The sequence below is a fragment of the Pedobacter polaris genome, assembly GCF_005116505.1.
GTDB lineage: Bacteria > Bacteroidota > Bacteroidia > Sphingobacteriales > Sphingobacteriaceae > Pedobacter > Pedobacter polaris.
Genome location: NZ_SWBR01000004.1, coordinates 283,125 through 303,047, shown reverse-complemented (window position 1 = coordinate 303,047; position 19,923 = coordinate 283,125). Strand labels below are relative to the sequence as shown.

At 38.5% G+C, this 19,923-nt stretch carries 15 protein-coding genes; 3 read left to right on the top strand and 12 right to left on the bottom strand.

Annotated elements, in window-relative coordinates; all coding sequences use genetic code 11:
• Positions 1-40: 40 nt before the first annotated feature.
• Positions 41-3,106, bottom strand: coding sequence for a beta-L-arabinofuranosidase domain-containing protein (locus tag FA048_RS15980; protein WP_136842942.1), 3,066 nt, complete (start codon positions 3,104-3,106; stop codon positions 41-43).
• A 307-nt stretch (positions 3,107-3,413) separates the two neighbouring features.
• Positions 3,414-3,986 carry a hypothetical protein gene (locus tag FA048_RS15975; RefSeq protein WP_136842940.1) on the bottom strand — a complete coding sequence of 191 codons (573 nt, stop codon included), beginning with the start codon at positions 3,984-3,986 and terminating at the stop codon, positions 3,414-3,416.
• A gap of 216 nt (positions 3,987-4,202) precedes the next feature.
• Here FA048_RS15975 and FA048_RS15970 point away from each other — a divergent pair, with 216 nt between their 5' ends.
• Positions 4,203-5,048, top strand: a complete 846-nt coding sequence (locus tag FA048_RS15970) for an SDR family oxidoreductase (RefSeq protein WP_136842938.1) — start codon at positions 4,203-4,205, stop codon at positions 5,046-5,048.
• Positions 5,049-5,065: 17 nt separating this feature from the next.
• On the top strand, positions 5,066-5,965 hold the full coding sequence (locus FA048_RS15965; protein ID WP_136842936.1) for a helix-turn-helix domain-containing protein: 900 nt from the start codon (positions 5,066-5,068) through the stop codon (positions 5,963-5,965).
• Between the two features lie 19 nt (positions 5,966-5,984).
• Here the strand turns inward: FA048_RS15965 and FA048_RS15960 are convergent, their stop codons facing one another.
• The 3 genes from FA048_RS15960 to FA048_RS15955 all read right to left on the bottom strand — a co-directional run bounded on the left by FA048_RS15960 (position 5,985) and on the right by FA048_RS15955 (position 9,085).
• The gene (locus FA048_RS15960) at positions 5,985-7,958 is read right to left on the bottom strand and encodes a sensor histidine kinase (RefSeq protein WP_136842934.1); all 1,974 of its coding nucleotides are present in this window, start codon (positions 7,956-7,958) and stop codon (positions 5,985-5,987) included.
• Positions 7,959-8,092: 134 nt separating this feature from the next.
• Complete coding sequence (locus FA048_RS19765) at positions 8,093-8,263, bottom strand: hypothetical protein (RefSeq protein WP_169306895.1); 171 nt, start codon at positions 8,261-8,263, stop codon at positions 8,093-8,095.
• A 414-nt stretch (positions 8,264-8,677) separates the two neighbouring features.
• Positions 8,678-9,085, bottom strand: a complete 408-nt coding sequence (locus tag FA048_RS15955; protein WP_136842932.1) for a hypothetical protein — start codon at positions 9,083-9,085, stop codon at positions 8,678-8,680.
• 213 nt (positions 9,086-9,298) lie between these two features.
• Between FA048_RS15955 and FA048_RS15950 the strand changes: the two genes are divergently transcribed.
• On the top strand, positions 9,299-9,673 hold the full coding sequence (locus FA048_RS15950; protein ID WP_136842930.1) for a response regulator transcription factor: 375 nt from the start codon (positions 9,299-9,301) through the stop codon (positions 9,671-9,673).
• Between the two features lie 7 nt (positions 9,674-9,680).
• Here the strand turns inward: FA048_RS15950 and FA048_RS15945 are convergent, their stop codons facing one another.
• The 7 genes from FA048_RS15945 to FA048_RS15915 are packed head-to-tail and all read right to left on the bottom strand — an operon-like array spanning position 9,681 to position 19,913.
• Entirely contained in the window at positions 9,681-10,775 is a 1,095-nt protein-coding gene (locus tag FA048_RS15945; RefSeq protein ID WP_205943510.1) for a cellulase family glycosylhydrolase, read from the bottom strand.
• Positions 10,776-10,807: 32 nt separating this feature from the next.
• A complete protein-coding gene (locus FA048_RS15940) occupies positions 10,808-11,884 on the bottom strand; it encodes a glycoside hydrolase family 43 protein (RefSeq protein WP_136842927.1) in 1,077 nt (358 codons plus the stop codon).
• A 16-nt stretch (positions 11,885-11,900) separates the two neighbouring features.
• On the bottom strand, positions 11,901-14,141 hold the full coding sequence (locus FA048_RS15935; protein WP_225872562.1) for an alpha-N-acetylglucosaminidase: 2,241 nt from the start codon (positions 14,139-14,141) through the stop codon (positions 11,901-11,903).
• Positions 14,142-14,161: 20 nt separating this feature from the next.
• Positions 14,162-15,022, bottom strand: coding sequence for an N-acetylglucosamine kinase (locus tag FA048_RS15930; RefSeq protein WP_136842925.1), 861 nt, complete (start codon positions 15,020-15,022; stop codon positions 14,162-14,164).
• Between the two features lie 3 nt (positions 15,023-15,025).
• Complete coding sequence (locus FA048_RS15925) at positions 15,026-16,294, bottom strand: sugar MFS transporter (RefSeq protein WP_136842923.1); 1,269 nt, start codon at positions 16,292-16,294, stop codon at positions 15,026-15,028.
• A 6-nt stretch (positions 16,295-16,300) separates the two neighbouring features.
• Positions 16,301-18,028: a hypothetical protein gene (locus FA048_RS15920; RefSeq protein ID WP_136842920.1), complete on the bottom strand. Its 1,728-nt coding sequence runs from the start codon at positions 18,026-18,028 to the stop codon at positions 16,301-16,303.
• 46 nt (positions 18,029-18,074) lie between these two features.
• Positions 18,075-19,913, bottom strand: coding sequence for a beta-N-acetylhexosaminidase (locus tag FA048_RS15915; protein WP_136842918.1), 1,839 nt, complete (start codon positions 19,911-19,913; stop codon positions 18,075-18,077).
• Positions 19,914-19,923: the final 10 nt, after the last annotated feature.

Sequence of the window (19,923 nt, the reverse complement as noted above, 5' to 3'; positions counted from 1 at the left end):
TGTAAATGCAAGCTGTCAATTTAATGTATAACCTTAGCCATTATTTTAACGTAACATCTAGGTAAACAGAATGACGCCCGTATGTTTCATAAAATGGTTTAAAAACTACATCACCAATTGTAAATTGTAAAGCTTTAGGGTCACCTTGAATTGTTTTACTTATATCTCCGACATCTAAGGTTACTTTACGCCACTCCTTTCTTGCTTCTGGTTCCTGGGCTGCAAGCAATATCGGCCCATAAAACAGACTGGCTATGTTCTGCTGATCCATAACGGGATCCAAGTGAAATTGGAATGGCATTTTCAATTCTATAACATCTCCATCTTTCCATTTGCGGCTTATTTTTAGGTAAGTGCCTGGCTTAGCTTGAAGTTTTTGTGTTACACCGTTTATCTTTACAAAGAACCCTTTGGTAGCCCAACCAGGTACACGCACATTGAGCTCGAATTCTCCACTACCTTTAATAGTTAAACGAGTATTATCTTCCTTTGGAAAATTTGTTGTCTGCTCTATCCTTACTTTGCGTTCTGTCCATTCTAGTGTCGAGGGTATATATAGGTTAACATAAAGCGCTTGGTTATTTTTACTTTTAAAGTAAATTGAATTTTGCAGCTTGGTACTACTCTCTATTGCTGTACCATTGCAACACGTAAAGCCTGTCATATCCGGATTGCCAAATTGTTTAATAGATCCTGGTCTAAGCGGTACATGATAAGTATTGGCAGCGCTATTTTCTGCTACAGAAGCAAGGATATGGTTGTACAATCCACGCTCGTAATAGTCCATTAACTCTGCCCGTTGATCGAACAAAAACAGGTCACTGGTTAATTTTAGCATATTGTAAGTAGCGCAGGTTTCGTTCTGTCCATCAGAAGAGAAACCATTTTCATACAATGTTCCTGGCTGACTAATGAAACATTCTGCATTTGCAGGATTACGTGCACCAGCAACTCCTCCAATGCTATACATATAATCATTAACGATTTTATACCAGAAGTTATCGGCCACTTTGTAATATTCCGGATTATTAGAGGCACGATACATTTCGATACTCCCTACAATTTGAGGAATATGCTGATTAGCATGCAACCCGCGAAAAATATCTACATTTTTAGCCAGTCCATGTGAATGTTTGGTATCGCCATAAAACACTTTGATATTATCAAATAATTGCGCTGTTTTGAGTGCATTAGGTTTACCCGTAATTTGGTAAAGACGGGCCATTGCCTCATTCATACCTCCAAACTCACCTGCAATGTAGGTATTCCACATCTTTATAAGCGTCTCCGTTGGCAATTTACTTAAGCGGGCATACACCCAATCGCTCATACCAGTGGCTGTTTCGAGCGCTTTTTTATTGCCACTTACTTCATATACATCAATTAAGCCTGCTAAAATCTTATGCAATGTATAATATGGTGCCCAAATCTGGCTCTTTTGTCCCCCATACTTGGCCCCGTTTTCTAACATGATAAATTGATCTGGAGGATAGGCGCTGATGAATCCTTTTCCCCAGTTCCAATAATCGGTACGAATGCCTCCATCAGTAAGATCTGAATCATAACTGGATTTCCCAGGACCATAAGGCACAGCTGTAGGATCAGAAACATGCATGGCACCTGCTTCTTTAGCCTTTCCGGATAATTGAGACAATTCGTAAAGTGTATTTACCATTTGCTCCATTTTTTTGGAGAAATTGGCTTGTAATGCTTTGTCATAACCAGTGCCCGCATAAGCTTGCGCTATTGCCGTAAGGTAATGACCTGTAGCATGCCCTCGTAATTTGGTTTCCTGACTGTCCCACACTCCTAAAGGCTTTGCTCCTTCAGGTTGTTTTTGACCAAAAGCATGGCGAAACATATAAAGAAAGGAGTTAGGATCGGTTTTAGCTAATGTGCTAATAAACTTATCTCTATTCTCGATAAATTTAGTTTCGTGGCCATGAGCATCGGTTTTCAGAAAAACTTGATCCAAATTAAACGCCATTAGCTTTGCAACCGGTAGAGTTGATTTATTGGATGGTTTTACTGTGATAAATGCCTTTGGTTGAAAATTCGTACCTGCCACACGTCCTGTAATGGTATAACTTCCGGGTTTAAGAACAGCATTATTATCAGTAGCAGAAGGCCATATTACACGTACTTTTGGGCCTTTCCTTGTATTTTGATAAATTCCCTGTATATAACTTGGCAATCGAGGCAAATTTCCTACTGCTGTTTCTACTTCTACGTTAGCCACTTGCACCAAATATCTATTATAAAGCTGTGCTTCGTTTGGAGAAAAATAAGGAAGATCATCCTCACGCTTGGCAGTGGTATTTACCACACCTTGGTTGGTGCCTTTTTGAGAGTTGTTGTAAATCCCAGCAACTTGTCTTTTACTGAGGGGAATGCGATAAATTCGAAAATCGTGAATCATAGCATTCAGATATGGATCTCCAGGTAATAATGATTTCCCAATATATAAGAGCTTTTCTTTTGGTTGAAGGCCGAATACAGCGGTTAGCTCCGATGGAATATCCTTAACCTCACCCACTGGCTTACCATCAACATAAGCAGTCATAGATTTTGAAGGTATATCTATCACTACGGTAAGATGAACCCATTTATTTATTTCTATGGCCGGAGAAACCAGTCCATTTTTATTATCTTTTTCTGTTGTTATTGATACTTGGTAGCCATTTTGGGACTTTGTGCCCACAGGCGCAGCAAAAAAGTGTTTGGTAGCATCCTTTCCAAAATCAAAAAAATGTTGACCAACTTGCTTTGACCGTAAATAGATCCATCCAGATATGCTTAGTGATTCTACATCTGTTAACGCTTCTCCTGGGATGGTAACAAAAGTATTGTTATCCCCAGTGAGCAACAAAACCTTTCCAAACCTATCGTCTTTCACAAATTTGATTTCGGAACCCTGATATTTGGCATGCAAATTATTCCGAGACCAGTCTTTTACATCTCCGTTAAATACATAACGTGCAATCATTCCCGTTTCACCGATCCCATCTAATATCTGATCTCCATTTTGCGCCTGAACGGTATTAATGCCCTGAGACAAAACAGCAACAAACAGGATGAAATGGAAGAATACTTTGTACATTTTCATATTAAATCTTTGAGCAATAACCTTATTATAAACTAATCTGGGTAACAAATGATAAACTTAGCAGAATTGAACATAAAGATTAGACTTCTATATCCCAATTCATTTAAATAGATAATTCTTTATAAAATTATGAAAAGTGCACCTGTTTCTTTAAGTCTATTTTAGCTAATAATCACATGATATTAACAGGTATGCTATCCAAAACTAAGAACATACATTGTTCAACCATTGCTAGGTCCTGATGGCTGAGAAACAGTTTGGTTTGATAGAAAATATTTAGTCTATTAAAATTTGTCTGCCTTAATTTTTATTTTCCAGCGGCAACTTGATAAGTTAAGATATCAGTTCCTTTACAGCCAAAAATCCAGCTTTTTATATCTTTTTTAATAACGAGGTTTTTATCGTTATTAAAGCGACTATAGGCCAAGTAATCTTTATCTACTTTCTTGTCTATTACGTACATATGCCAAAAGTTAAAGCCAGAAGGAAGCGAGATAATTACTTTTCTGCCAGCAGCCAATTCAGCATCAATGGTTTTGAATAACCTCTCAAACGGAAAACCATCACCTCTTTTGATATTAAACTGATGTTTGAATTTTAAACCTGAAATGATTTTGCCGTCAAAGTTTCCAAAAGTTCCATCGGTTTTCTCTTTCCAATTGGTTTGAAGTCTGTAATCATCAGAAGGAATACGCTTATTAAATTTCAGCACCATTTCAATAGACATGGGTATACAAGAGCTGTTATAAATTTGTCGATGATTAAACGCTACATCGTGTAAAGATTTGGTGTTTGTATTTTTAGCTAAATCTTGCTGAGCATAATTAAATGAGCTAATACAGCAAAGTGATAGAAAAATTAGGATACAGCATTTTTTCATTTCAAGGTCGGCTAAAGAGAGATATGGAGTAAAAAATAACATTTTAAAAATAGTAAAATTTAATGAAGCCTCTATTTAAATGTTGCTCACAAGAAATACATTAAGAATAAATACTTTTTGCGCTTATGTTGTTTGAATTTTGCAATTATCTGTTTGAAGCTCACTAACACTGCCCCCTCAATTACCATCACATTTGTATTATAAAACTTATCAATTATGAACACAAGAAAAACATGGTTTATTACAGGAGCTTCAAAAGGATTGGGACTCACACTAGCAAAAAAATTATTAGCTCAAGGTTATAACGTTGCCGCTACTTCTAGAACAATCGATGCATTGAAAACAGCAGTGGCAAATGAAACGTCAAACTTTTTGCCCTTAAGTATGAATATCGTAGATGAAACTGATGTGCAAAAAGCAATTGATCAGGCCATTGCTCATTTTGGAAGCATTGATGTTGTTGTAAATAATGCTGGATACGGACTAATGGGCGGCTTAGAAGAACTATCTGATAAAGAAGCGAGAGCAAATTTCGACGTAAATGTATTTGGTTCACTAAATGTAATTCGCAAAGCACTCCCTCATTTAAGGTCACAACAAAATGGGCATATCTTTAACATTTCTTCTATCGGGGGTTTTTCAGGTGGCTTCCCGGCATTCGGGATCTATTGTGCTACAAAATTTGCAGTTCATGGATTTACAGAGTCATTATCCCATGAGGTTAAGCCTTTCGGAATCAACGTATCGTTGGTGATGCCAGGATATTTCAGGACTAACTTCCTAGATTCAGTTTCTATCGTAACGCCTAAAAATGAAATTGATGCCTATGTTAATGTAAGGGAAATGCAAACTGCACATCAGCAAGAAATTAATGCAAACCAACCAGGAGATCCCGAAAAGGCAGCAGATGTGATGATCGCTGTAGCACAGGAAAAAGATCCTGCTGTACATTTATTTTTAGGGGCTGATGCCTATCAAATTGCCGACAATAAAATAGCATTGATAAAAAAAGACATGGAAACTTACAGGCAAACTGCAACGGCTACAGGATTTGACAGTTAATGTTTTAAATTTACAATATGGAAGCAACAGAAACACTAGAAGATTTTTACATGAATAAATTCAATCTTAAATACGATGGGGTAAACAACGACCTTGGTCACTTCAATGTTTTTAAGATGGAAGAGTGTTATCTGCCCGGACGACCGCCTATACAGTACAGTCGCCGGGACTTCTATAAAATAACATTAATGCGTGGACGGCACCTTTATCATTATGGAGATAAAACCCTTGAAGTAAATGGAAGTACGTTGATTTTTTTCAATCCACAGGTGCCATATACCTTTGAGCGGTTAACAGAAGATGATGGTGGATATTTTTGTATCTTCAAAGAAGCTTTTTTTGCAGAGCACATTCGCGGCAGTCTTAAAGACCTACCAATGTATGCTGTACATGGAAAACCTGCTTATGTACTAACCCAACAGCAAGATGAAGCCTTTGAACTGATTTTCAAGAAAATGCTCCAGGAGTTAGACTCTAATTACGTATTCAAGTACGACCTTATCCGAAATTATATCCTAGAGCTGATTCATGGTGCTTTGAAACTGCAACCTTCAGAAACACTTTATAAACATGCAGATGCAAATGCCCGCATCACTGCCGTTTTTACAGAATTACTAGAGCGGCAATTCCCAATTGAATCTCGCGATCAGCAATTCTTTTTACGCTCAGCTAAAGACTTTGCAGAAAAGTTAAATGTGCATACCAATCACCTAAACAGGGCCATTAAAACTGCTACAGGTAAAACAACAACATCGCATATTGCAGAAAGAGTTACAACAGAGGCGATAGCCTTGTTAAAACATACAAACTGGAATATCTCAGAGATAAGCTATAGTTTAGGGTTTGAAGAACCCTCACATTTTAATCACTTTTTTAAAAAACAAACCAGCTTAACACCAAAAGCTTACAGGCTTTAATACTTCATCAATCAAGGGACTAGCTCATCGTTTTCATATCACCAAAAGCAGGCAAAGAAAACGAAATGGTTATCTGATGGTCTTTTACAACAACTCGCATATCTCCTCCGTTTAAATGGATATATTCACGGCAAAGATGCAGACCCAAACCAATGCCTTGTTCATTATTTGTTCCTGGAGTGCTAAAAAATTCCTGAGAGTCCAGTGCTTCAAGTTTATTGGTGATATCTTCTTGTGTAACATTGCCCACACTCACCTGCACTTCTCCAGCCTGCTGTTTCATCATAATATTGATTACGCTGTTCTGCGGACTAAATTTTAGGGCATTGTCAATCAGGTTACGAAGAACCAAGTTTATTTCATTTACATCAGCAAAAACATTGCAGGTACCAGAGATATCCGTTACTAGCTTAACCTTCTTGCTTATTGATAGAGGTTGGTATACCAATATCAGCTTTTCTGCCATAGCACCCAAATCAAAGTTTTCAGGATTTGAACCCGGCATTTCCATCTGTCCTTTCGCCCAATAAAGTAAATTATTAAGGGTAAGATGAATCTGATCAACATTTTTCCGCGTTTCTTGAAGCAACATCTTTAGCTCTTCAAAATCTAGCATATCGTTGTCATTCAGCTCTAATATGCTAACCAAACTATTGAAGGGACTACGCAGATCATGGGCAACGATAGAAAACAACTTATCCTTCTCTGCATTTGCTTTTGATAGTTTCTGGGTGCGCTCCTCTACAACAAACTCCAATCTTTCATTATGCAACAGAATCAGTTTCAAATTTTCTTTTTCAACTCGTTTCTTCTCTTGCCTAATGTGGTTAAACCGATCACCAAGCGCAAATGATAGAAATAACATTTCTATGGTCGTCCCAATAGGCCCTACCTCATAGGATAGATCATAATAGGGAATAACGCCGGTAAGACCCAGCAATGCAATAATAAAGGAAATCCCTACTGCAAACCACGCAATTAGGTAGTATAAAGCGGGTTTCAAGCCCTTACGATAGGCACACAATCCGGCATACCAAGCCACTATACAACTTATAAACGAAAGGTAATTTACTAGTACTGCCAAAATGGATTTACCACCAAAAATTGCAATGATGAATAAAATAATCCATAAAATTATCATCACTTTATAAACCAAAATTAGTTTTGGCACACGCTCTTTAATCCCTAAGAACTGCCAAGAGAAGAAATATGCCGCGAGTGTTGCTAAACTGGCAAACACATGTGGATACATGTTAAGAAATTTTCGAAAATCAGGCCCAAGAATGTAACCATGACCTCGTATGTACAGTACCACATAAATAAATAGGGCGGCTATATATATCGAATAATATAAGTATGTTCTATCTTTTACACTAATGAAGAGAAAGATATTAAAAACAAAAAGCATGATTAAAATACCCGAGTAAACCGACTCAAAACCTACTTTATAATTACCAGATGAAATAAGGGATTTAGCATCAGCAATTTTCAAAGCCAACAACATAATATTATCAGTACGTACTTTCAGGTAAACGTCTCTTCCTTGGTCTGTGGCACCAGTTTGAGGTAGATCAAATATATATTGATTCGTTGCCACAACATTGAGATTTGGCGCAGATAGCGTTCCTGTATGCTGATGAATTAGTTTACCCTTATCATCTGTGGTGTAAAAATCAATATAATCGATATTCGGTACATCTACTATAAGGTAGGCGTTTTGCTTGCTCGAATTTTGATACCTGATTTTGATCCAGAAGGCAGAAGTTGAATTACCAAGGTTTAATATCGATTCAGTAGAACGTACAAATTTTCCAGCATCTCCCATTCGGATTACCTGTTCCAATGTAAATGAGTTGTGCTGATCTTTCAGTATACTAACATGTTTTCCGATATTTTCATAGGCATGTGGTACTGATATCATCACAGGATCAGCAGCAAAGACTGTAGTCGAAAAGAAAATCAGTATTAGTTTGAGCACGTTGCAAATACGCATGTGCCTAAGCTAACAAAAGATGCACAATTTTCCCAGTACATCTAATTAATTCTTCTTTATTTATGAAGTTTTATATCATGGTAATTCTGTAATACCAAGTGCTTTATTCTACGTCGAGCGAAGGTAACTGATCCTCACGAGTTGAAGTATTTTGGGCCACCATCAGCGCCATACTTAGGCCGCTGCTGAGCAGGATTACCCTCTTTTACTTCATTCTTTTCACCTTGTGGTTGGCCTTTTGGTACACTCGATCCTTCTGAAGGCTGTGCAGATCCATTCTGGCTATTTTTATTTTCATTTTCCATAACAAATGCTGTTAGCTTTTACTTTCATTAACTAAACTATTAACCTGCAAGGGCATGATTTGTTTCAGATAACCAAAAAACTTTAGCCTATGCTACCCTTGGGTGAAACTCTTAAAACCAAACGCCGACGATAAAGGTCGCCCTACCCTGCTCTTTCTCGGAGAAAAAGATGAAAATGGAAAAATTAAGGGCTAGCGCTATGCTCGGCGTCTGTTATTTGACAAAGACGGAAATACGATAAAGGACCATTGGGATCATAAGGGAAAGGCTACCGCACAACTTTAACGTTATATTCATCCTTTAATTAATAGCATGAAGCCTAGATTAATTGCCTCAGAAGATCGTTATCTAGCTTAAAAACCTCAAATAATTTCCAAATGAAATCAAGGATACTAATGCTTTCGGTGTAGAAAACTACCCTGTAGAATTTAGGATTAACTTTTTCCTAAGCATAAAATATCCCATTCCTCCAACAGCCAAAATCAATACCCATGCATAATCATCTAATGGAAGGGGCACACAATTGTTATCCTTGGGATTGAAGTAGTAAATAACACCCCAATTTCCACCAACTACTTGGCAATTGTCATCTCCACTACTTCTTGGATAAATTTTATTGTTGCGAATACCACATCTTGTATCGCCATCCCAGGTTCTGATAGTAATAGGGCTGTTGTTATGATAATAGGGATCTCCAGAAGGATTTAGCCCCCCTGTCGCATTTGGATAGATGTAGCTACCTATATTGCACCCGTAATTGGCCCTTAGGTTAAATGGGAACAATAAAAAAGTAAACAAACAAATAATTCCAGCTAACCTCATTGCTTAATATAGGCTTTTTTTTTACAAAAATACTTAAATTTAATATAATTATTCCTTCTAAATTGTTACATCAAGGTCATTTAGGCCAATAGCCAAGGCTATCAGCTAAATCATGGTTTACAATCTCGATTGCCTATCATTATTAATAACTTAATTAAATCGAAATTTGATGGTTATTAATGACTAGCTTGCCAATTACCTAAAGCTAACCTTATGAAAAAGATATTGATTATGGATAATGATCCAGACAATGCGGATGCCATTAAAGAGGTACTCGACTTCGAAGACATGAAGGCTTTGGCAGTGTATAAGATAGAACAACTTGATCAAAAAATCATAGCGTATGCGCCTGACCTATTGATCATGAGCATTCCACTCAAAAACAGTGATGGCTCAGCACTTTGCTTTAGACTTAAAAATTCTCCTGACCATAGCGATATTAAGATTATATTGATATCTACCCAGTACAACATACTTTCAGACGAAAAACTGATTGGTTGTTTTGATGATTTCCTTGAGAAACCTTTTGCCACAGAAGAACTGATCGAAAAAGTAAAAAGCTGTTTGCAACAGGATCGTGTAATATAACTTTATGCTATTTTTTGTTATTTACTGAGGTTAAATCTTTAATGAGGTCAACTTCATCTTGACGGTACGGTGTTCCATCTGCTTTAAAAATATCATGAAACCATTCTATAGGCTGCTTTCCTGTAGGTATTGGGGTGTCCCAAGCATAAATGGTATTGGATTTTCCGGCAACCAAGCCCCAGTTAATTGCAGCGACATTTTCTTTTTTGAGCATCGGTAAGATATTAGAAAATCTGCTGTTACGTGCCCTGGCCATGTATTCTGTGCATATTAAAGGTCGTCCATGTGTTTTTAGCATTTGAATTACTCTCAAATGCCATGCTGGCTCTTCATAATCATGATAAGTAATCACATCAGAGTTTTCGATCTGAAAGGCATTTAGTTCTTGCAAATCCCATTTCCAAATTCCAGAGCTAATGGGTTGTTCGGGGTTTGCAGCCCTTGCCCAAGAAAATACATGCTTTAGCAGTGGAAGCGACTCATTTCCCTTGTTAGAGTTACCGGGTTCATTGTAAAGATCCCATAGTAAAATGCGTTTATCCTTGCCAAAACGGACCATCACATCTTTCACGTATTTTTCAAGCTCAGGAAAAAACTTAGAATCACCAGACATTGGTTGCCCTGGGTCCTGTACCCAGCCCGAATTGTGAATACCCGGCTTTGGTGCAGGCTGTTTTCCTGGTTTTCCCTCTTTATTCCAGCAATCATCAAAAAATACAAAAATGGTCTTAATACCTTGTTTATCGGCAATACGCAGGTATTCATCCATTCGTTTTTTAAATCCTTCGGGATCTTGCTTCCATGCTAAGCTGTGCAGGTAGACCCTCATGGTATTTAGGCCAATTTTTGAGGCCCATCCCAACTCCTGCGCTATGGTTTGGGGATCAAAGGTGTCTGCCTGCCACATTTCTAGCTGATTTATGGCTGTGCTGGGAAGAAAGTTGGCACCTACTATCCATTGCTGCTGTGCATACCAAATATTTGCTTGTGCAGCTGTCCATTTCTTACCAGAGGCAACATCGGTTTTTGATTGCTGTGCATTCCCCTTTCCTATTCCTGCAAGAATTAAAAGGAGTACTAAAGTCTTTTTGAGGTTCATCATTTATAGGTTATCGGTTCTTAAAGCTACGAATATTACTCTCCCGAAGGAACTCTTATTGGAACACCTGCTGGGATTGGATTGCCAAAATTAGGGCTTCCATCTGCTCTCCAAGTAAACTGCTGCAAACGGAAGTCCCTTGCCCATCCCGGAGTTGTATTTTTCTTGGTATGGTAAAATATCCACCATTCTTTTCCATCTGGTGATTGGGTAAAACTAGCATGTCCTGTTCCTAAGACCGCTGATGTACCCTGAAAAACTGGACCACTCTTCTCCCAATTTGTAGCATCAAGCGGAGATTTAGAGGTATCCTTTAATTTTAACTGCCCCAAGCGGTACTCTGGCATCCATGATTCCCTGGTTGAATAAATGATAAAGACTTGATTGTTTCTTATTAGAAATTGCGGGCCTTCGTTTAAATTTAGCGCCCCCCCTGTTTCCCAAGGTTGTTCTGGACTCGATATTTTTACCCGAGTGGAACTAATTGTCCATGGATTACTCATTTTGGCAATATAAAGATGTTGGGAAGTTTTATCAGTTGTTGCATTCTTTTCCCAACCAGACCATACGGCATACAGTTTTCCACCAATGGTGCCAACATTTACATCTATTGCCCAAATGGTACCTGTTTCATCTTGTTTATCTACACCGGTATTTAAAATTCCTTTGTCTATATATTCCCCTTGTGGATCATTAGTAACAGATTCTAGCACGCCAGAGCGTTGATGGATATAAGGAGGGCCAGCTTTCCCAGCCGCATAATAGATATACCATTTATTGTTGAAATAGTGCAATTCAGGTGCCCAGATTTGGCTACTATTCCAACCTTTACTCGGAGCTTTCCAAATTGTAACAGGTTTCCCCAATTGGCTTAATTTTTTCGATTTACGAACAGAAATCCCCCTACTATCAATATTGCCATTGCTTTGGCAGACATAATAATAACCATTATGCCTGATTACCCATGGATCTGCACCATTACCAATAGGATTGGTAAATGTTGCAGGCTTGGTTTTTACCTGAGCGGTACCGGAACCATAGATGGTAAAGAAGACCAAGCACCATAGGAGGCGTTTGGTCGTTTTTTTTGCTACATGTTGGATTATTTTCATTTGGTAATGTTCAATTCTATTTTTGTTTTTTGGATGCTATTTTAATGGCCGTCGCATATTTCTGGTACATCATTTTTGAAACAGTTATAGGATCTCCTTTTGGCGTTTCACTATACAGTTCTTTTCCATTAACCCAGTTCCATTCCCACACCTTAATCTTTTCCTTAAAAGCGTTCTCATTAAATTTCTGGTTACTGCTCATTTTAGTTTTTACCTCTTTAAAAAACTGCTGCCATCTAGGTAAGTAAAAACCATTCAGCAAACCCGACCATTGCTTGTTCGCATATTCATGCAATGAGGCATCTTTATCTCCCCACAAGGTAATTAAGTTTCGTGCATTTTTCTCATATAGTGCTTTCTCGGCATCATTTGTACCCCATCTTTTAGCATCATTTAACCACTTGCCCAACAAGAAATCTTTTCTGGTAGCTAACAGTTTATCCATATCTTTGATCAGTTCCAAAAACTGGTTGCTTTTCAACTGGAATGCCTTCATGTTTTTATTTTGGTGTGCCATGGCAATGTCTTGTTGTAAAATACTGGCATAATCAGCCATAATTTGACGGCTTAAATCAACCAGATCATACTGAAATCCATCCACATCTTTAAAATTTGGCGATGCTTTAATTAGATGATCCCAGGCTGGAACCAAATCTATTAATTTATATGGCATTTCCGTATCGGTCCAATCGGTACTCTTTTTAAAAGTTGGCCTACCGGTTACAATACTTTCATGTCCACCATCGGCACTGTATACTGTATAATGTAATATATTCCATGCCTTTTCTACATTAACATCTTTTTTTCCATATCGACGCAGTACGTAATCTTTAACCCAGTCATCAGCATCAATAACCTGATCTCTCCAAACATGATCCAACATTAACGCATATATGGCCGGATTTTGTTCAATACCTTCTGGAACAACCCCTATTCCAATCATGTTACCTGCTTTAGGATTGTGAAAAGTTGCTGAAGGTGCTATCGATACTTTATCCATGTCGCCAAACATGTTGATTTTGCCCCCGAAATTATGTAGCATACACCAGATCCATTGTTTGCCATAATAAGCATCGGTCTTGTCCCAAATGGGCTGTACTTCGCTCCATAAGTCTAAAACGATTAGTTTATCTGTTGGCACTGCATTCAAATAGCTTTTCAGTTGTTCAGGCTTCCAGAAATCTCTTTTATCCCAGAAAGTCCACCCTTGCATCACCCACACCGCCTTAGGATCTGCTGTAGCCATTGATTTATATACGGCATTGCTAGATTCGGCCAGATAAGCAGGGTCTTTACTTGGAGGATACATCTCATTAAAAGTATCGGCACCATACAAATGATCTGTTCCAAAGGTCTTTGTTTGTTCTTCAATAAACTTAATCCCTATTTCTTGGAACATTGGATCTTTTGGATCTAAAATATAGGTGTCTGCAAACCTTCCTTCCCAATTCGTTTTTTGCAGTTTTGCTTGTGGGAAACGGTCTTTAAATGCAGGAGGTACATGACCGGTAAAAGCTGGAAGAATTGGTGTCATCCCCAGTTCACGTTCACGTGCCAAAATCTTTTTCTGCAGCTCTTCATGGCTTTTCATCCAAGACTTTGGCAAGGGTCCACCCCAACCATCCAAGTTTCCGGCCCAAAACCACATGAAATAAGCCGGTCCAGAGAAAAAGGCATCCATATCTTTATCGGTAAAGCCCATGTTTTTATACACACGGTACCAAAGGGCATTCTGGCCAGTCATTGCCAATGGCATATTGATTCCATTCAAAGCCATAAAATCTATTTCTTGTTGCCATCGTTCCCAGTCCCACCAAGCAGCAGTATAATTGAAAGTACAGTAGTTAAAATAATGCCTATACTTGTAAGGCGTAGTTTGATGCATCTTTGAGGGAACTACCGGTAGTTCCTTTAGTAAATTCAGGTTATTTCCATTCCAACTGATATCACAATGTGCATAATTTTTCAGGTAATAATTTAATGCACTGGCGACTGAAATGCCATGATTTCCCCTTAAAATAATTTTTCCATTTTTACTTTCTAATTCAAAAACATCTTTATCATTTTCTTTCACTATGTACTCGATTAAAAAACGATCATGAAATTTCGGAAGGATGCGTTTGATTAAAGCATAACTCGCTTCTTTATTCAAACTAGTTGTTGAATTTTGATCTGGTTGGTTCGCAACAACATGGGTTGCCATCAACAGCATTACCAATCCTAAACAATAATGCCTTAGTTTCTGTGTATGTTTCATATATTTTCTTTGATGTGTTTTTAGGTATAACTATTTTCAGGATGTGTATGATAACTAACAAGCTCAGCAATGAGTGAGGGCAAAATCTTGCCTAGTTGCATCTGGAACTCGTAGAGTACTTCTTCCAAAATGGGTTTAAAATGAAAGCTCACCGAGCCGATGCAATTAAAAGCATAGCTGTTGTAAGCGGGATAGCAGGACACTAATTGTTGAAAGAACTCGGTAAACGACATTTTCACCAATTGGTAAACATAATCGCTGTCAACTTCTGGATGATTTAAAAATTTGGTGAAACTTGCACAGAATCGGTTTGCCATTGGTGCTCCATAAATTTGGTGTATAATGGCAGTCGGGCTAAGTCCATAAATACCATCAAATGCCTTTTTAACGGATGATGGCATCTTATTACGCAAATAATCACTTAAAATCTTTTTTCCGATTGCAGCACCACTTCCCTCATCTCCTAAAATAAAACCCAATGAATCGATATTATTAATTATTTTTTTCCCATCATAGATGCAAGTATTGGTGCCAGTACCTAGGATTGCCGCAAAACCGGGTTCATTTCCAAGCAAGCCCCTTGCCGCAGCAAGAAGATCTACTTCTGTCTTAATCTGTTCGCAATTGATAAATACCGACCTAAGAATTTCTTCCATCACCATAACCTTATCGTCTTCACAGCCAGCACCATAAAAATGGATTTCATAAACTTCCTGTTTGTTGATTTTAGGAAGAAGGTTGTGTGTTATGGACTTGATAATGTATTCTGCACTCGCAAAATGAGGATTATAGCCTTCAGTTACGAAATAATTTCTTTTTCCATCTAAATCAAGAAGGCACCAATCTGTTTTAGTTGAGCCGCTATCTGCAATTAAAATCATAGATCAGTTATTTATTTGTTTTTGTTTACCAAGCTTATGTCCAGATACCGCATAGTATCCTATTGCCATGTAACAGGGAATTACAATCCAATACGCCTGTTGAGGATTCGTTTGATCGGTGATGTAACCATACAATAGTGGAAGTAATGCTGCACCCGAAATGGCCATTACCAGTAAGGAAGAGCCTATTTTGGTAAATTTTCCTAATCCAGCAATTGCCAATGGCCAAATAGAAGGCCACATCAATGAATTGGCTAAACCTAGCAAGGCTACAAATACTACAGACACTACACCACTTGTAAAAATTGCTGCAGTTGCAAACAGTACACCGAGCATGGCTGAAATTTTAAGTGCAGTTTCCTGACTGAAAAACTTTGGGATGCAAACAATACCGATGAGGTAGCCTACAAGCATGCTGATCAAAGTAAAGGAAGTAAAGAATTTTGAAACCGTGAGTGGAATTCCCTGAAATGACCCATAACCAATAATGCTATTTCCTGCAATTACTTCCACACCTGTGTATAAAAAGAGCATCAGTACGCCAAGTAACAGATGAGGGAATTGCAAAATGGAAGTTCTAACATGTTGTTCGGTAAGTTCGCCTTCCTCATCTATTTCTTCTTCATTAACTTCAGGGAGAGCAGAAAAACGAATAGCAATAGCCAATGCAACCAGCACCACTGTAATTACAAGATAAGGCACAATCACTTTGGCGGCCAGTGCATTTAACTCTACTATCTTTTGAGCTGGATCCAGTACACTCAGCTTTTTTTTAACAGCATCTGCATCAGTTAAAATTACTGCACCTAAGATAATAGGTGCTAGGGCACCGGCAATACCATTGCAGATTCCCATAAAACTTATCCTCCTTGCTGCACTTTCTTTTGGACCAAGTATGGTTACATAAGGATTGGACGCGGTCTGCAAAACGGTAAGTCCTGCTCCCTGTACAAATAAGCCCAATAAAAACAGAGGATAATATCTGTTTAGGGCAGCTGGAATAAACAATAGGGAGCCAATTGCAACCAAGAAAAGGCCAATAGACAAACCGTTTTTAAATCCTGTTAACTTTAATAGCCACCCCGACGGAATCCCCATTAAAAAATAAGAGATATAAAATGCGAATGCGACTAGGTAAGATTGAAAATTGTTGAGTTCACAGGCCAACTGCAGATAAGGGATAAGTACTGCGCTGAGCCAAGTTACAAAACCAAAAATAAAAAATAATATCCCTATGATGATCAGGGGATTTAACACCGCTTTGTTAGACATAATGATTTAATGATTTTTAGTTTTAATTGTTGAGATTATCTTTTCATAAACATCTAAGGGAAATACCGATGGCTGTCCATACCAGAAAAAAGAGCCTAGCCCTTCATAGGTAGCCGATTGTATGTGTTTGGATGTAGGCAGATAACTGGATACATCATTGCAATATCCTGCTACGCTGACCAGTTCTCCGGGCCATAATTGTTTAATTCCTATACTATAATCTGTAACGGCCTCTCTAGAAAGGCCTACTAGTTTCCAGTTACCAATATTAATGGTTTGGATGTAGACCGGCATATTTACTGGTACTTTATTGTTTTTACTGAGCCCAAGCATCAGGTCTGCCCAGCGCACATCTTTTTCGGCCTCCACATCGCCCTTGCCGTTATCATTCACTGTTTTAAAAGCTTGGATACGTTCGTCACTCCATTTTTTTACCGGGAAGTTAAGGGAGTCTAGGTAAAAGGTAATGTTACCCGTTAACTGTTGCATAGGTGCATTTAGAATACCTTTTACAACTGTAGCCAGCTCATTACCCGTTTTTTTATAGTCTACACTCACAGGATTGATATCGCCCCCGCAGCCCTGCATGAATAGGGCATCTGTTATACCAGCTTCTTTTTCCAAAATATTTCTGGTAATACCAGGATAATTGGCACTAAGGGTATAGCCCCCGATCCCTTCATTTTTAAATACGGGATGGCAACCTGTTAAGAAGATAGCCGTTTTTTTATGGTCTTTTTTACGCTCAATTGTGAGCACATCTACATCATCATCATAAGAAGCTGCCGTGCCTTCTAGACTACGGTTCTTGCCAATGGTTGTTTTTGCCCTACCAAATGACAGTATTGAAGGCTTTCTGTTTTTGATAGCGGTGTGGATTACGTTTATCAAGGCGGGTTTAACAACTTGATTTAAGTAAACAGAATCAGGTAGCTGATGAGCGCCCCATGTAGTCCAGTCTTGAGTTGAGGGTGCAAAATGGGTATGTGAAGCATTGATCAATATGGCTGATGGTAAGATGTGGTGTTTTTTAAGGATTTCTCCTTTAACTTCGGCAATGAAATCATTGTTAAATCCGCAGACATCTGCACCTACCAGAAGCACCGTTTCTTTTGCTGCCGAGATAGCTACAGCGCTTACAGAAAGATTGCCCTCAGTTTTATGGTGACCTTCAAAAACAACGTTATTTTGGTCCAGCCCATACAATTTTCCATCCAAGGTAGTAATGGCCTTCAGATGGATGTCGTACGTTAAGCCGTTAAATCGTGCAATTCTGACCCAAGTTCTGTTTTTACCACCCAATTCCAGCTGTAACAGTTCATCATCGGAGGTAAGTGCAAACAATCTCCCCTTATAAGCGCTAAGACTGGTTATCCCTTGCACTGCCGGGAGCTTTTTCCATACAGGCGCCCTGTCCTCTAAGGCAGTGTAAATAATTGTTCCATTTCGATCAGCTGTATAAATTATTTTCTTAAATATGGTAAAGGCAATGGCATTACCAATCCATTTTTTCCATTTCAAGTGTTGCTTCCGTGCTGGTGGAAATACCTTTTCTACCTTCATATTTGTCTTTATCCAATCTAGGCTAAAACGCCCTCCTCTGGGATAGCCATACCCTGCCAGGGCAACGGAAAATGGATAGGCCTTCGGTTCGATACTTGCTTTCGCTGTCGCAGAAAGATAGACTTGCTGCGCTTTGATCGGACTAGTGAAAAGACCGACAAAATATAGCATGATTATAAGAAGCTGGCATTGAAATTTCATGGGCAATGGCTATTATTTATGGATGAATAAATAAAGTAGTTGTAGTTACACTTCGTTTCCCGGACGGAGTTATCACTACAGATTTCAGCTCTCTTTTTTCACCGGGGTGAAGTATAATATCAATTGGCTTTTCATACAGGTAATCGGTTTCTCTTGCATCTTGCCCTTCGAAATTATAGTAAATTTTGGCTCCTTCTACTGGTGGTTTAAGTTTGATTTTAAATGATGAACCTTTTAAAGTAGTATCAGCAACACCAATAGGGCCTGGCACTCGGTATATTTTATCTGTTTTATCCAACTCAAGTAGGTGTTTCGGTAAGCGATATTCAAAAAAACTCACAGAGTCCTTTTGTTCAGGATTAGTCCAGGCAATCTCTGCCAATGCCATTAGGCGTGGATAAAGCATATATTCTACCTTGCGGTAAGTATCCATATGTTCTGTCCAAATGGCTGCTTCTACACCAATAATATGTTTTTGTTGTGCTTGTGATAATACTTTTGGAGTTGGATCATAAGCATATACCCTTTCCAAACTATTATAACCCCAGGCAATAGCCAATGGCTCTAGCGCTCTTTTGCCCTGAATAAAGTCAAAGTAAACATGCGACATGGGCGACATGACCACATCATGGTTCTGTTGTGCAGCTTTGATCCCCTCATCTATATTACGCCAGGCCATTACAGTTGCATTGGGTGCGAGGCCACCTTCTAGTATCTCATCCCAACCAATAATTTTTCGGCCTTTGGAGTTCACAAATTTTTCGATCCTTTTTACAAAGTAGCTCTGCAGTTCATCTTCGTTTTTAAGATTTTGATCTTTAATCCGCTTTTGGCAATATTTACATCCTTCCCAACGTTTTTTCGGACATTCATCTCCACCAATGTGGATGTAGGGCGAAGGAAACAGTGCCATTACCTCGGTAAGAACATCTTCTAAAAACTTAAATGTGTTTTCCTTTCCTGCGCAATAAACATCCTCAAATATCCCCCAGTTCTCAGCTACTTTAAATGGCCCAGGATTATCTCCACAGGCCAACTCGGGATAGGCAGCTAGTGCGGCAACAGAATGACCTGGCAATTCAATTTCCGGAATTACTGTTACCTGCCTTTCTGCGGCAAAGGCAACAACTTCTTTAATTTCTTCTTGGGTGTAAAAGCCTCCATAAGGGATATGGTCTTGTCCACCAAGTGAATCTGCATAATGACTGATTTGTGTACTCGCCCTATAGGCACCAATAGACGTGAGTTTAGGATACTTTTTAATTTCAATACGCCACCCATGATCTTCGGTAAGGTGCCAGTGATAAACATTCATTTTATATTTGGCCAGCATTTCTATCTGGCTTTTAATGAATGATACTGGATAAATATGATAACCAACATCTTGCATAATACCCCGATAGGCATATCTTGGCTTATCATTAATTTCTACACAAGGCACCTCTAACTTATATCCTTCTTTTTTAATTAACTGCATCAGGGTTTGTAACCCATAAAACAACCCAGCCTCGTCTCCTGATATTTGTAAACGTGAACTTCCAGAATTTAATCGATAAGCCTCTTTTGCGGATTTACCTTGGTAAATGAAAGCAATCACAGTTGCTTGCTTATTTTTAACCTCATTTAGTACAGCCAATTTCAATCCGTACATTTTCAAAAGGTAATCCCGCAAAATAATGGCTGTCTTTTTCGATTTATCGTCTGCGTAAACAAGCTGTGTCTTCGCTCCAATTACAAAATTACCCTTCTTTAAGGTTACGTTCGCAGGTGACGGAATAATTCCCAAATCGGCAGCCGTAGTCTGAGACAATGCCCTAACCGAGCAAAGTAGAAAACAGATCAGTATATATTTCAAAATAGTTGTT